This window comes from Streptomyces sp. NPDC059166 (assembly GCF_042755185.1).
Taxonomy (GTDB): Bacteria; Actinomycetota; Actinomycetes; order Streptomycetales; family Streptomycetaceae; genus Streptomyces.
In genome coordinates this window covers 12,933-26,511 of sequence record NZ_JBHZCI010000047.1, presented here as the reverse complement: position 1 = coordinate 26,511, position 13,579 = coordinate 12,933, and the positions used below count along the sequence as shown (strand labels likewise).

The window sequence follows — 13,579 nt, the reverse complement described above, 5'->3', positions numbered from 1 at the left end:
GGACGAACGGACGTGCGGACGTGCGGTTCAGGCGGGATCGGCACCAGGTGCCGGGGATGCGGGACGTCGGCCCGGGCGCGGGCCGTGAGGCGACAAGGGGACAGGATGTCCGGCACTACAGGAGCCGCACCACGGTCGTCTGGGTACGGCCGGCCGTCGCGGAGAGGCCGCCGAGGCCGAGCTCCAGCGCCGGGCCGGTGGAGACCCGTGTCACGGACGCCGGCCTGGAGACGACGGAGCGGACCGGGCGTTCCCAGCGGATCCGTACCTCGTCCCCCAGCCTTGTCGGGTCGCTCACGCACACCGCCGCCGTGCCGTCACGGCGTTCCCTGATCAGCACCGAGACCGGGGCGCTCGCCCACAGCCGCCCGAAGCCGCCCGCAGCCCAGAAGTTGGCCGCGGTGACACCGAGCCCGGGGACCCTGACGCCGTGCACGTCCGGGCCGCGCGTGTACGTGGTCAGCAAGCGCCCGAGCGCTCCCGCCCGCAGGGCGGTGAAGGGGATCGAGGCGCCCGGCAGCAGGACGTAGGCGTAGCCCTCCTCCACCGGATCGGTGCCGTGGTCGAAGAGGAGAGTGGTGTAACGGCTGGAGAAGGAGACCGGCGAGCCCGAAGCGCTGTTGATGTCGCGCCAGGCACCGGCCCGCTCCTCCCGCAGTGCGCGCAGAGGGCCGCGTTCGGGAAAGACGTACCCTCCGTGCCCGGCGATGTGCGCCCAGCCCGCGTGCGCGAACTCGGCGGCCCAGGGGAATCCGGACGGCTGCCGGTGACCGTCGACCGTGAGAACGTTGGTGCCCTCCACCCCGAGGTGCCTGTTCTCCACGACGGTCTCGACGGCGGCTCCGTCGGTGGAACTGATGCCGGATCCCAGGCAGATGACGGAGTCGTCCCCGAGGAACCACGACTTCCGGGCCCGCATGCTGGAGGACAGCCCTTCCAACTGCTGGCCGAGCATGGAGTAGGTCCCGTCGCTCACCCCGCCGACGAAGTCCACCTCGGGGAATGGCGCGCCCCATGCCCCGCCCTCGCCGTCCGTCAGACGCTTCGCCGACGCGGTGGTACCCGGCAGGCGGTAGGGGTCGACCGTGGGCCAGAAACGGTCGGAGTACTGGTCGGCGGCGTAGTCACCGCCCCACCAGTAGAGCATTCCCGATCCCGTGTTCCAGCCCCGGAGGTTCTCCCCGTTGCCGTTCTCGTAGTAGGTGATCCGGCGCGACGCCATCGAGACCGAGGCCACCCAGTCGTCCCGGCGGTGGACCGCGCGGTCCATCGCGGGGAAGATCAGGCTGCCCTCCGGCTGTGCGGTCGGCGTGGCGGTGTCGTCGTCCAGGACGGAGTTGAGCAGCGCGAGTCTCGCCACCGAGAGCATGGGGTCGGTGACCGGTGGGCGGTACGTGCCGCGTTGGATCCACCCGCGCACCAGACCCCGCCAGCGCCGGTTCTCCTGCGTGCTCGCGGCCTTGCCCAGGGCGACGACGGACGCCATGACGACATGTCCGCGCAACTGGTCGTCGTTCTGTCCACCGGGCGGCCCCGGGGGCAGGCCTCGGGCGATGGCCCGGCCGGACACGCCGTCCATGAGCAGCCCGTTGTGCAGGAACGGCGCGTAGGCCGCCTCGACCGCGTCGAAGACGTTCTGGCGGCCGCTGTCGGTCACCTCCCAGGCCGAACCGCCGAGGAGGGCGAACAGCTTGCTCAACCCGTCCAGCAGGACGGCCCCGTAGGACCCCGTGTAGGGCACGCGGGTGTGCTGGATCACCGAGCCGTCGGCGTACAAGCCGTCGCCGCCGGTGACATGGGGGAAGACCGGGGCGAGCGCTCTCGAGGCGAGCTCGATCCTGCCGGAGTCCTCACCGAGGGTGCCCCGGATCGCCAGGACCCGGCAGAGATCGACGCGGTTGGCGCCCGTGGACGTGCCGGTGTAGGAAGCCACCACACTGTCGGGGACGAACGCGTCGACGGCACGGCAGTAGGCGGCCGTGCGGTCCGCGGTGAGCCGGCCGCGCATGAGCAGGGCGGTGTCCAGCAGGGCCTGCGGGCCGCCGATCTGCCAGTCGTACCAGTTGCCGTACGGGGACTGTCCCTCGTGGTAGACCCGGGCGCACATGTGATCCAGGCCGGCCACGATCTTCTCCGCGAGAGCGGGGCTGCCGGTCAGGCCGGTGCCCGGCTGCGACCAGGCCTCCGCCATGGCGTACAGCCGCTGGAAGCTGCTCCGGACCATGGCGGAGCGGGCGAACGAATCGGTGCCCGGGCCGGGACCCGGATCCGCCCAGACGGCGTCGGGGAAGAGGGAGCCGTCCGACGGGTCCATCAGGTCCGCGTAGGCGGACGCCTGCGCTCCCAGGGCGGCGAGTCTGCTTCTGAAGGGCTCGGCCGTCGGCCTGAAGTCCTCACCCAGAAGAAGCGCCCGCCAGGTCTCGCGGAGCGAGTCGAAGGGGGATCCGGCGGACGGGGCTCCGGCAGCGAGGGCAGGGGCGCTGCCCACGCCGGCGAGACCTGACGCGGCGGCACCTGTGATCTGCACGAACGTGCGACGGGAGAGTGAGGACGGCATGGTGCCTCCGGTGCCCGGACGATCCGAGGGTGGGGTCCTCGAGCATGCGGTCGTACGCGAGAGCGACATGAACGCTCAAGAACGAACATGTTTCTAGCATGATCAATCCGAACGGACAACGGATGATGGCTTCCGTGGCCAAGTGACCAGAAGCGGCACACGCTCCTGCCCGTGCCCACGGCCCCCGCTCCGCGTCTCGTACGGGCACCGGGGCGGGACGGCTCAGAGAGAGGCCAGCAGCCCGGCGAGTGGTGCGGGAACCCGGTCCGCCCCGAGCGCTTCACCCAGGACGTGGCCGTACCGGATCTTGCGCCCCTTCCTGGTGCCGAGGAATCGCCGCAACTGATCCTCCGGCGAGCGCTCCCGTTGCGCGGGCTGGCCGAGGAAGGTCTGCAGGGGGCGCAGTTCGCCCTCCCGCTCGACGAGTTCCCTGACCCGCGCCACCCCCAGCGCTCGGATCAGTTCGTCCTCCAGATCCGCCGAGCAGACGAAGAACCCGCGGGACCGCACGCCCGCCCGTTCCAGGCCACGGGTGAACCAGTCCTGTTCGCGCTCGTCGCAGAGGCCGGCCAGACCGAGCCCCAGACCGGGGGGCCCGAGGAGCCGGGCGTAGCGGCCGATGTTCATCGCACCGTCCATCGACAGCACGCAGATCCCTTCGGCTGCCAGATCCCGGCCACATGCCGCGGCCACGGCCTCGACGGCGGCCACATCACTCGGCCCTTCGACCAGGACCACCGTGTGTACCGGCAGCCGCGCCGCCAGCTCGAGCGGGTCGTCACCCGGGCCTCCGGCCGCCCACGAGCCGACCGCCTGCCGGAAGATACGCATGTCGGTCACAGGTCGAGTCTCCCCGGTTTCGAGCCGCAAAGCCATGGAACAGCTCAACGGTGCCGGCACACGGGCACCGAGGGCCGGCGACCCCTCATATCCGGTGGCCGCCAGCCGCGTCCCGGGGCTAACGTGCGCGGTTGTCCGCCGGCTACGGGCTACGGGCTACGGGCTACGGGTGACCGGCGACCGGTGACACGAGCGAGCCCATGAGGTCCAGGAGAGGCGGCAGGTGAGAACGATGCAGGATCCGGACCGATCGCGTGCGGCTGCCGCGGCTGTGGCGGCCGCCACCTCACTGGGCCTGCCCGTCAAGGACACGACCGTCCTCCAGGACTCGAACAAGCTCACCCTGCGTCTGCTGCCCTGTGACGTCCTCGCCCGGGTCGCCCCCGAGTCGGACCACGTCGCCCACTTCGAGGTCGATGTCGCCCGCCGACTCGCCCGAACCGGCGCGCCGGTTGCGCTGCCCGACCCCCGCGTGGGGCCACGCGTTCTCGAGCGTGACGGATTCGTCGTCACGCTGTGGACCTACTACGACTCCATGACACCGCGACAGCTCCCCTCCGCCGACTACGCCCGGGCGCTCGGGCGGCTGCACACCGGCATGCGCACCCTCGATGTCCCGGTGCCGCATTTCAGCGACAGGGTCGAGCGGGCACGGCGTCTCCTGGCCGACCGGGACCGCACCCCGGCGCTCACCGGCCCGGACCGCCGGCTTCTCGACGAGGTGTTGCTCGGGGCGAGCCGGCTGGTCGCCGAGCGCGGCGGCGCCGAGCAGTTGCTGCACGGTGAGCCCCACCCGGGCAATGTGCTCGACACGGAACACGGCCCTCTTTTCATCGACTTCGAGACATGCTGCCGTGGACCGGTCGAGTTCGACATCGCCCACACCCCTGCCGACGTGGGAGAACACTGCCCGGAGGCCGATCCGGACGTGCTGCGTGCCTGCCGCGCCCTCGTACTGGCGATGATCACCACATGGCGCTGGGACCGGGACGACAGATTCCCGGACGGCCGCCGCCTCGGCATCCGGTGGCTGCGCCGGGTGCGTGCGGAGCACGAGCGCCACGGCTTCGGCCTCCCGCGCTGACCGTCTCCGCGGTGGGCCGCGGCTCAGCCGGCCCGTCTCCCCGGCGGCGGCCCGGCCGGGAGCTGATGCGCTCCCGGGCATCGCCGTGCCACGAGCAGGCCGGCCTCCCGGCGGCGAGATCACCCGCAGCGCGCTTCACGGGGTGGATGACGGCTGCGGTGGTACGTCCAGCCGGTCCGGCTCGGCTCACTCCACGCCGTCGGGGTATCGAAGGAACTCCGGCGGACACAGGTCGGCGTGGACGCGTATGCGCTCGGGTACCTCGGCCCTACGAGCCCAGCTCGCGGTCCCGTCGGCGGAAGGCGAGGTCACCCGGCCCTGGCCGGTGCCTGCCGGTCATCCGGTATGAGCCACCAGCGCGTCGAGCAGGACCGGCCACAGCTCGCGCGGCCGGTCGTGGCCCATGTCGGGGACCAGCAGGAGCTCGGCGCCCGGGACGAGCTCGGCCGTGCGCCTCCCGCCGCTGGGGTCGATGAGCGTGTCGTCCAGGCCGTGGATCACCAGCGTCGGCACCCGGAGTTCACGGAGCGCGTCCGCGCGTGACCCACTGAGGATCATCGCGCCGAGCTGCCGGCCGATTCCGGCGGGGCGGTAGGCGCGGTCGTAGCTCTCGGCGGCGAGTTCCCGCAGGGCCTCCGTGTCGCCGTACCGCTTCGACGACCAGATCAGTTCCCTCTCCGCGGCGGCGACGTACCCCTCACGGTCCGCCGGCTTCGGGGCGAAGAGCGCGGCCTGGGCCTCCGGGCTCGACCGCCCGTACTCACCCTCCCCGGTCGAGGACATCATCGAGGTCAGGGACAGCACACGATCGGGGGAGTGGACGGCCATGGTCTGCGCGATCATCCCACCCATCGAGGTGCCGACCACGTGGGCGCGTTCGATACCGAGTGCCGTGAGCAGACCCAGGCCGTCCTCGGCCATGTCGACGAGACGGTAGGGAACCATCGCGAGGGCCGAGGCGAGGTCACCCGAGCTCACGGCGGCGATGAACTCACCCGTATCCACGGGGTGGTCGTCGAATCCGGTGGACAGGCCGCAGTCACGGTTGTCGTAGCGGATCACATAACGGCCGCGGTCCGCGAGTGCCCGGCAGAAGTCCTCGTGCCAGGCGAGCATCTGCGCACCGAAGCCCGTGACGAGCAGGACCGGCGGGTCACCGTCGTCCCCGAATGTCTGGTAGGCGATGGACACATCGGGTGACACGGCGGTGATCGGCATGTGTGGAGGGTGTCACGGCCCGCCCTTCGGCGCACCCGTATTTGGCCCTTGACGTGCGCGTTCTCATGCCCGGCGGTCCGCGCCCGGCGGTCCGTGCCCGGCGGTCCGTGCCCGGCGGTCCGCGCCCGGCAGTCCGCGCCCGGCAGTCCGCGCCTCCGTCAGGGGCGTGAGGCCGGGCCGCCCGGGGCCAGGGGTGTGACGCTCAGGATCCGGCCAAACCATGAAGGGGATATTGCGAAAATTTCCCTTCATGATTACGTTGAGTGCATGCCTGAGAAGCACCATCCGGATCGGATAACCGACGTGGAACGCCTGAGGGCGTTCATGAACCCGCTGCGCATACAGCTCTACAGGCTGCTGTACGCCTCCGGGTCGGCCACCGCGTCCCAACTGGCCGAACGCCTCGGGAAGACCCCGTCCCTGGCCAGTTACCACCTGAGGAGACTGGCCGACCACGGTTTCGTCACCGAGGCGGACGACCGGGGGGAAGACGGCCGGGAGCGCTGGTGGCAGGTCTCGTCCGAGGAGGGCTGGGGATTTCGTGAGTCCGATTTCGAGGGTTCGCCGGAGGGGGCCGCAGCCGTGGGCGCGGTGGCCCGCAGCATCTTCGACACCCGCATCACCCAGCTCCGCACGTACCTCGACGACAGGTCGGCCTGGGGCCGGACCTGGACCGACGCGGCCTTCAGCTCCGAGTGGCTGCTCGACATGACGCCGGCGGAACTCGCCGAGATGGAGGAGGAACTCCAGGCCCTCTCCCGGCGCTGGCGGGAGAGGGTGGCCGCCGCGAAGGCATCAGGGGACACCGCAGGCCGCGAACACGTGGCCGTTCACCTCTACGGCTTCCCCTTCCGGCCCTGACGAGGGCGGCCGACCCTGCCCGGAACGGAGACCCCATGACCGCCGAGGACACGCACACAGCCATACCGGTGGCATCCACCACGCCCGCCCACCGCGACGGCAACGTGCTGCGCTGGCTTGCGGCCTACACCGTTTCCCTCGTCGGTGACGGTGTGTACTTCGTCGCCCTCGGCTGGGCCGCCCAGAAGAGCGGCGACGCCACCCAGGTCGGATTCGTCATGGCCGCGGGTGCGCTGCCGCGGGCGTTACTGATGCTCGCCGGAGGCGTGGCCGCCGACCGGTTCGACCCGCGCCGGCTGATCCTCGGCAGCGACGCAGTGCGCTGCCTGCTCGTCCTGACCGCGGCGGCCGGCATCGCGATCACGTCACCCACCCTGTGGATCCTGGTCGCGGTGGCTCTCGTCTTCGGAGTCGTCGACGCCCTGTTCGTCCCCGCGGTAGGAGCACTCCCACCGCGGATCACCACGCCCGACCAGCTGACCCGGGTCACCGGCATGCGCTCCCTGGCCATGCGCCTCAGTCAGATCGCCGGCCCGCCGATCGGTGGCGTGTCGATGGGACTCGGCGGCCCGGCGGCCACCTTCGCCGCCGCCGGACTGCTCATCGCGCTCTCCCTGCCTCTGCTGGCTGCCGTACGGATGCGTCCCTCCGGGACCGGTGCCACCGTGGACCGGGAGCGTCCCGGCGCCGGCAGGGCGCGCGAGGAACTGCTCGACGGTCTGCGTTACATACGCCGGCACCGCCTCATCGGCCCACTGGCCGCAGCCGGTGCCGTCTTCGAGACCGGACTCACCGGCACCCTCAACGTCGGCATGGTGCTCCTCAACGCCGAACGCGGTTGGGGCCCTTCGGGCTACGGCTGGATCATCGGCGGATTCGGGGCGGGAGCCGCCGCCGGAGCCGCACTGCTGGCAGTCGTCGGATGGCTGCCACGTGCCGGTCTGACACTCGCGGGGACGCTCCTGGCCGGTTGCCTGGGGGCCGCCACCATCGCCCTCGTACCTGTGTTGTGGGCCGCTGTCGCGATCGCCGTGCTCATCGGACTCAACGCGGGTGTCTTCGGCAGCCTGAACCACAGCCTGATCCAGACCGCGGCGGACCCCGCCTACCTCGGCCGTGTCACCTCCGTGATCATGTTCACCATGGTCGGCATCGCCCCGCTCACCTATCCGCTGGTCGGCACCGCCATCGGAGCCTGGGGCGCCGCCCCTGTCTTCCTGGGGTGCGGTGCCTTCGCCGCTCTCGGAGTGGCACTCGCCCTGTTCTCCGGCCCGGTGCGAAGCGCCGAACTCCCCAGGACATGAGGAGCGCATCAGCTGAGGTCGCGTCAGCTCCGCCTGCGGAACCGCGCCGTGTCCGCCGTCCGGCGCACTCCGGTCTTCGGCGGGCGGTGTGTGGCCGCGCCGCGGGCGGAGATAATCATCCGCGTACGCCGCCTCGGTCCCGAACCCCTGCCCTGCCCACCGTCAATGGGAGTCCCGCATGACCACAGCCCAGGACCTGTCGATCCTCGCGTTCGTCCCGGACGCAGACAGCGGTGTCGAACGTGGCGACCTGTCGCTCGCCCTGGCGGGAGCCGAGCTGGTCGACCTCCTCGACGCGGGAGTCGCCGGCCTCGACGAGGACCGCATCGTGCCCCGCGCCGAACCGCGCACCGACGACGCCCTGCTCGGGGAGGCCGGATCGGCCATCACCCCCGAGCCGCCCTACGACACGGTCGAGGACTGGCTGTGGCGACGGGGGTCAGAGCTGGCCGCACGGTACCGCGCCGCCCTCGAATCCGCTGGGCTCGTCACGCCCGAGCGCTCCCGCCCGCGCCCCTTCCGCCGGGCCGCCGCCGTGCCGGCTCAGGCCGACTCGCCGACGGCCGACGCCTCCACGGTCGCGAGGGCGCGGGAGCGCCAGGACACGGGCGACCCCCTGCTCACCGCGCTCGCGGCCGCGGCCGGTATCGGAGAGGTCCCGGAGACGACGCTCACCGGTCTCGCCGACGACCACGCCGTCGTGCTGACCGCAGTCCACCAGGCCATCACCGAGCTGGCGGCCGAACGGCAGCGCAGGTCCATCGAGGGGGCCGCCTTCGACAACATCTGGCGCGGGTACTGATCCGTACGGAAGGCCCCTGCCGCAGGCCGCCCGGTCGCCCGGGCACCTCTGTCACGGCGACGTGGACCGCTCCGGCGAGCGGAGCACGAGCAGGGTGATCTCGCTGGGCGCGAAGACGCGGAACGGCGGGCCCCAGAAACCCGTCCCACGGCTGGTGTAGAGAAGGGTGCGCTCGCCGTGGCGGCTCAGGCCGGCGAGGGCGGGCTGATCCAGCTTGACCAGGTGGTGGAACGGCCAGATCTGCCCGCCGTGGGTGTGGCCCGACAGCTGGAGGTCGACACCGCCGGCCGCCGCACGGTCGACGAACTTGGGCTGGTGGGCGAGGAGCAGGACCGGCAGGTCGGGGTCGGCTCCCTCCAGGGCGCCGGCGAGGTGGGCACGGTGGCCGGCCAGACCGGAGGACTCGGCGGTGACATCGTCCACACCGGCCACCACGAGGGTGTCACCCCCGCGTTCGAGCAGCACATGACGGTTGCGCAGCGGCTCCCAGCCCAGCTCGTCCATCAGGTCCACCCAGCCCTGGGCCTCGCTGTAGTACTCGTGGTTGCCCGTCACGTAGACACGGGCCCGGGTCGCCTGCACGGTGCCGAGAGGGGCCGCCTGGGCACGGCGGCGCTCGGCCGTGCCGTCCGCGATGTCGCCGGTGTGGCAGACCAGATCCGCCTCAAGCGTGTTGACCGTCTCGCAGACCCGGGCCGACCAGTCCGCCCGGTCGAGCGGTCCGTAGTGGGTGTCGGTGATCAGGACGACCCGCGTGCCGTCCAGCCCGGCTCCCAGCCGCGGGAGCCGTACGTCGAGGCGGCGCACCCGCGGCAGACGGCGGGCCTCCGCGTACCCCCACGCGAGCAGCACGGCGCTGACGCCGAGAACGGCCCAGGTGACGATGCGCGCCCGGGTCTGCCCGTCGCCCACGCCGGCGGCGAACAGCGCGAGGCGCAGCAGCGCTCCCAGCAGGACGGACCAGGTGAACAGGACCCAGACGGCGCCGAGAAGCGAGTCACCGACCACGGCCGCCCGGTCCTGCTGGCGACGGCCGTGACCGCGCGCCATCGCGAGCGGCATACCGACCAGACCGAGGGCGAACAGTGCGGTACCGCCCCACGCGACGGGTTCCGGCCAGCGCTGACCGGTGTGCAGGAGGACCCAGCAGGGCAGGGCCCACAGCAGGACCGGCGCGACCAGGGGGAGGAAACGCATCACCCGGTGAAGCACGGTCGGTTCGGCCCGCCCCTCCGCACCGTCCGTGGATCGGGTCTCGCTGGTGTCGGTCACGCTTCGCCTCCTCGGGCGGCCGATGGCCGCCACTCACTCCGTCCCGGCAGGGCTGTCCCGACGGCCCTCCCTGCGCGGGCCTCGGCTTCCCCTGATGTCCCGGCTCCACGCTACGCCGGGCAGCTCCGTCGTCGGGACCAGGAAGGAGAGGTGGGCCGAGACCGTCCACGGACACGACGCCGACAGGACCTGGCTCCGCCGATGCCGGAACTTCCTCGTTCCGTTCAGGCCGCTCGTCACGGGCCGGACCCGGGAGCGGCTGTGCGGTGCCCGTGCGGTCGACCGGCCGCCGCCGTCGCGAGGCCAACCGTGCGTACAGGCCCGAACACGCCTGTCCACAGCCCCTGACCGGGGAAGGAAGCGTGGATTCGGCGGCTGCCACCTGCCGATATGATTTCCGTCCGGTCGCCCGACACGAGAGGGCCGTGGGATTCACGCCCCGAGAACTGTTCTGGGAAAGAAGCGAGGTATGGCAGTGATCTGCGTCGGCGGCATGATCGGGATCGGCAAGACGAGCGTGGCCGAGCTGATCGCCAAGGAACTGGGGAGCAAGGTCTTCTACGAGAGCGTGGACGACAACCCGATCCTGCCCCTCTTCTACACGGCCGGTCCCGAGGAGATAGAGGCGAGGCGCTACCCCTTCCTTCTCCAGCTCTACTTCCTGCAGACGCGTTTCGCCGCGATCAAGGAGGCCTACAAGGAGAACGACAACGTCCTCGACCGGTCGATCTACGAGGACTGGTACTTCGCGAAGGTCAACCACGACCTCGGCAGGATCAGCTCCCTGGAGATGCGGATCTACGAGGGGCTGCTGGCGGAGATGATGCGCGAGATCGACGGCCTGCCGTACCGCAAGGCCCCTGATCTCATGGTGTACCTCAGAGCGGACTTCGAGACGGTGCTGCACCGGATCGGGCTGCGAGGCCGCGCATTCGAGCAGGACCGGAGCCTCGTCGAGTACTACCGAGAGCTGTGGTCGGGATACGACGACTGGGTCGGCGAGCACTACTCCGCCAGTGACGTCCTGGTGGTCGACATGAACGACACCGACGTGGTCAACCGCCCCGAGGACGCGGAGCGCGTGGTCCGAGAGGTCGCGGACGCCCTGGCCGTGGCGCGGTCACGGCGCGGCTGATTCCTCCCGGCGGCCGGAAGCCGGGGGACGTGGACCGTCCCCGGCCCAGCCGCCGCGGCACGGGTGACATGATGGTCCGCGGAAACGGGCGACGGCGGCCAGAGGAAACCGGTGTGAATCCGGTGCGGTACCGCCACTGTGATCGGAGAGCGGATCCCGACGAGCCACTGCCCCGCCAGGGGTTGGGAAGGCCGGGGCGAGCAAGGACCCGAGAGCCAGGAGACTCACGCTGTCGCCTCCTCGAAGCAGCCCGGGGCGGAACTCCCCGGCCGGAGGAAGGATGAGGCATGCCTGAGCGGCTCGCCGACGAGGACGTGACGACAGCGGACCGGGCGGTCCCGTGCCGGGTGGTGGTGTGCCGCGACTGCTGCTGCGGCACGGTCAAGGTGCGGGGCGACCATGCGGCGCAGACCGCACGGTTGCGGGAGATCGCCCCGGTACGGATCTCCGGATGCCTGGACGTCTGCGAGCAGGCCAACGTCATCGTCGTACAACCCTCGGCCGCCGGAAGGGCTGCCGGGGCCCGGCCGGTCTGGCTCGGCCTCGTCAACGACCCGGACGCCACCGAGGACATATCGGCCTGGGTGCGGGCAGGCGGGCCTGGTGTCGCGGACCGTCCCGAGATCCTCGACCTCTACGTGATCGATCCCCCGCGCCGGGTGGGGACTGCGGCCTTGTGACCGGTGCTTGCCCGGGTGTTGCTTCCCGTACGCCGTGCCGCGGGCCCTGGTCGTCCGCCTCCGGCCGAAGCCGCGAAGTGCCCGGGCCGGTCTCTCGGAGTTCCGGGACGGGGATGAGGCCCGGCAACCACGAGGGAACGCCGCCCGGGCACGGAGGAGCGGCGGCGCCCTCCCAGAAGATCGAGAGGACGCCCCGGACAACACCGAGAAGCGTCACCGCGAGGGCAGGGGGAGCGGCGTCTCAGGTCCCTGAGGAGCGTCGAGCCGCAGGCCTGTGGACGGCCGGGGCCGAGGCATCCTCGGTGCCCGACGATGCGTCAGCAGAGTCGGCGACCGGTCAGCGTGAGTCCTGAAACACCTGGGGACAGCTGCCCGGACGTGCGGATCGTTGTAAAGTATGGAAACAGCACTTGACCTGCAATAACGCAGGCGGGGAGCCTACTGTGGGAGTGTCCTGATGATACGCACCATGTTCAAGTCCAAGATCTCGCGCTTGAGTATCGGCGCAGGTCAGCGGCATGTCGGGGCTCCCTAGGTCAGCAATCGGTCAGCATTGCCCGAAGCGCGGCCGTGATTCCCTGGCATGGTGACCGCCACGCCCGGTTCTTGGGTGCAGATGCCCGGTTCCTCGGAAGGTTCGTTTCATGGCTCGTCGGCTCGCTCACGGTATGGGCTCGTTCTTCAAGGAGTGCGGCTGCGCGAAGCCGACCCGCTGCCCTCATCCGTACGCTGTCCGCTTCCGGGACGCGACGGGAAGGCAGCGCCAGGAGGCGGGCTTTCGCACCCAGGACGACGCAATCGAGCGCCTGACACGCATCTACGCGGAGAAGAGGACCACCGCGCCGTCCATCGCGGAAGCTCGCCGCGAGCTTGGTCAGAAGACGGTCGCCGAGTACGCGCAGGAGTGGCGAACGCGGCAGCGGAGGCTGACGGAGTACTCGACCGGTGAGCACGTCAACAGCTCCATCAACGCTCATATAGTCCCGCGTCTCGGATCCCGAAAGATGGCCACTGTCACGCCGATGGTGGTGGAGCGCTTCCTGGTCGAGTTGGAGGCTGATGGTGTCGGCCGCGGGAACCAGGCCAACATTTTCCGCACCCTGAAGGCCATCCTCAGGGATTCCTTCGACAAGGGCGCGATGGCGCACGACCCGGTCAAGGGCGTCCAGGAGCCGGAGTACGTTCGGCAGAAGGTCGTAGTCCCGACTCTCGCCTATATGAGGAAAGCCCTCGATGCTGCGGGTGACGACCTGGCACTGGAGATCGTCATGATGGCCGGATGCGGCCTCCGCAACGGCGAAGCACGAGCGGTGAACGTCAACAACTGCGTAGCCGACGACGTGTACCGCGTGCACGACCAGATCCATTCCAGTACGCACCGCCCCGCCAAGCTAAAGCACCGCAGGGCGGGGGAGTTCCGCGAGGTGCCGATGCCCCGCTCGGTACGTGAGGCTATCGAGCGACACGAGAAGAAGTACGGCTCGACGCGCGAGGGCTACTTGCTGCGCGGTCCCAGCGGCTACTACACGGAACCTATGGAGCGTCGGCGGATTCGAAGCCTCTTCGCGAGCCTTCCTCCGGTCGACGGACTCGGCATGTACGGCTTCCGACACTACTTCGCGTCCAACGCCCTCGGCCGGGGCATTCCGATCACGGACGTGGCCGAGTGGATGGGCCACAAGTCGATCGAGGAGACATATCGCACGTACCGGCATCTGATGCCGGGCAGCATCACCAAGGCCGCCCGCATCCTGGATGCCGGTCTGTGGGAAGCCGCCTGAAAGGACTGCGGCTGACAGCAGATTCATCGTCTGCTGGTGGTACAC

The 13,579-nt window shown here is 70.6% G+C and carries 11 protein-coding genes and 1 riboswitch; of the genes, 7 read left to right on the top strand and 4 right to left on the bottom strand.

Annotated features, from left to right (window positions below):
- Positions 1-115 precede the first annotated feature (115 nt).
- Together ACFXOA_RS27930 and ACFXOA_RS27925 are read right to left on the bottom strand one after the other, a co-directional pair.
- Positions 116-2,557 (bottom strand): polysaccharide lyase 8 family protein, encoded by a 2,442-nt coding sequence (locus ACFXOA_RS27930; protein ID WP_385034198.1) that lies wholly within the window; start codon positions 2,555-2,557, stop codon positions 116-118.
- 222 nt (positions 2,558-2,779) lie between these two features.
- Positions 2,780-3,397 (bottom strand): TOPRIM nucleotidyl transferase/hydrolase domain-containing protein, encoded by a 618-nt coding sequence (locus tag ACFXOA_RS27925; protein ID WP_385034195.1) that lies wholly within the window; start codon positions 3,395-3,397, stop codon positions 2,780-2,782.
- 232 nt (positions 3,398-3,629) lie between these two features.
- Here ACFXOA_RS27925 and ACFXOA_RS27920 point away from each other — a divergent pair, with 232 nt between their 5' ends.
- On the top strand, positions 3,630-4,481 hold the full coding sequence (locus tag ACFXOA_RS27920; RefSeq protein ID WP_385034252.1) for a phosphotransferase enzyme family protein: 852 nt from the start codon (positions 3,630-3,632) through the stop codon (positions 4,479-4,481).
- Between the two features lie 336 nt (positions 4,482-4,817).
- Here the strand turns inward: ACFXOA_RS27920 and ACFXOA_RS27915 are convergent, their stop codons facing one another.
- Entirely contained in the window at positions 4,818-5,699 is an 882-nt protein-coding gene (locus ACFXOA_RS27915; protein ID WP_385034192.1) for an alpha/beta fold hydrolase, read from the bottom strand.
- A gap of 267 nt (positions 5,700-5,966) precedes the next feature.
- Between ACFXOA_RS27915 and ACFXOA_RS27910 the strand changes: the two genes are divergently transcribed.
- The 3 genes from ACFXOA_RS27910 (at position 5,967) to ACFXOA_RS27900 (ending at position 8,666) form a co-directional block, all read left to right on the top strand.
- Positions 5,967-6,560 (top strand): ArsR/SmtB family transcription factor, encoded by a 594-nt coding sequence (locus tag ACFXOA_RS27910; protein WP_385034189.1) that lies wholly within the window; start codon positions 5,967-5,969, stop codon positions 6,558-6,560.
- A 35-nt stretch (positions 6,561-6,595) separates the two neighbouring features.
- Entirely contained in the window at positions 6,596-7,864 is a 1,269-nt protein-coding gene (locus ACFXOA_RS27905) for an MFS transporter (protein WP_385034186.1), read from the top strand.
- Positions 7,865-8,042: 178 nt separating this feature from the next.
- Positions 8,043-8,666 carry a GPP34 family phosphoprotein gene (locus ACFXOA_RS27900; RefSeq protein WP_385034183.1) on the top strand — a complete coding sequence of 208 codons (624 nt, stop codon included), beginning with the start codon at positions 8,043-8,045 and terminating at the stop codon, positions 8,664-8,666.
- Positions 8,667-8,717: 51 nt separating this feature from the next.
- Here the strand turns inward: ACFXOA_RS27900 and ACFXOA_RS27895 are convergent, their stop codons facing one another.
- On the bottom strand, positions 8,718-9,938 hold the full coding sequence (locus ACFXOA_RS27895; RefSeq protein ID WP_385034180.1) for a metallophosphoesterase: 1,221 nt from the start codon (positions 9,936-9,938) through the stop codon (positions 8,718-8,720).
- Positions 9,939-10,407: 469 nt separating this feature from the next.
- Between ACFXOA_RS27895 and ACFXOA_RS27890 the strand changes: the two genes are divergently transcribed.
- From ACFXOA_RS27890 to ACFXOA_RS27880, 3 genes are all read left to right on the top strand, one after another.
- Positions 10,408-11,073 carry a deoxynucleoside kinase gene (locus ACFXOA_RS27890; RefSeq protein WP_385034178.1) on the top strand — a complete coding sequence of 222 codons (666 nt, stop codon included), beginning with the start codon at positions 10,408-10,410 and terminating at the stop codon, positions 11,071-11,073.
- Positions 11,074-11,173: 100 nt separating this feature from the next.
- Positions 11,174-11,299: riboswitch (cobalamin riboswitch) on the top strand.
- A 61-nt stretch (positions 11,300-11,360) separates the two neighbouring features.
- Positions 11,361-11,753 (top strand): (2Fe-2S) ferredoxin domain-containing protein, encoded by a 393-nt coding sequence (locus ACFXOA_RS27885; protein ID WP_385034175.1) that lies wholly within the window; start codon positions 11,361-11,363, stop codon positions 11,751-11,753.
- A 644-nt stretch (positions 11,754-12,397) separates the two neighbouring features.
- Complete coding sequence (locus ACFXOA_RS27880; RefSeq protein WP_385034172.1) at positions 12,398-13,534, top strand: tyrosine-type recombinase/integrase; 1,137 nt, start codon at positions 12,398-12,400, stop codon at positions 13,532-13,534.
- Positions 13,535-13,579: the final 45 nt, after the last annotated feature.

Excerpts from the sequence above, each read along its gene's own strand:
- ACFXOA_RS27880 (WP_385034172.1), top strand. The coding sequence starts at position 12,398 with ATGGCTCGTCGGCTCGCTCACGGTATGGGCTCGTTCTTCAAGGAGTGC.
- ACFXOA_RS27915 (WP_385034192.1), bottom strand. The coding sequence starts at position 5,699 with ATGCCGATCACCGCCGTGTCACCCGATGTGTCCATCGCCTACCAGACA.
- ACFXOA_RS27920 (WP_385034252.1), top strand. The coding sequence starts at position 3,630 with ATGCAGGATCCGGACCGATCGCGTGCGGCTGCCGCGGCTGTGGCGGCC.
- ACFXOA_RS27910 (WP_385034189.1), top strand. The coding sequence starts at position 5,967 with ATGCCTGAGAAGCACCATCCGGATCGGATAACCGACGTGGAACGCCTG.
- ACFXOA_RS27885 (WP_385034175.1), top strand. The coding sequence starts at position 11,361 with ATGCCTGAGCGGCTCGCCGACGAGGACGTGACGACAGCGGACCGGGCG.
- ACFXOA_RS27930 (WP_385034198.1), bottom strand. The coding sequence starts at position 2,557 with ATGCCGTCCTCACTCTCCCGTCGCACGTTCGTGCAGATCACAGGTGCC.
- ACFXOA_RS27905 (WP_385034186.1), top strand. The coding sequence starts at position 6,596 with ATGACCGCCGAGGACACGCACACAGCCATACCGGTGGCATCCACCACG.
- ACFXOA_RS27890 (WP_385034178.1), top strand. The coding sequence starts at position 10,408 with ATGGCAGTGATCTGCGTCGGCGGCATGATCGGGATCGGCAAGACGAGC.
- ACFXOA_RS27900 (WP_385034183.1), top strand. The coding sequence starts at position 8,043 with ATGACCACAGCCCAGGACCTGTCGATCCTCGCGTTCGTCCCGGACGCA.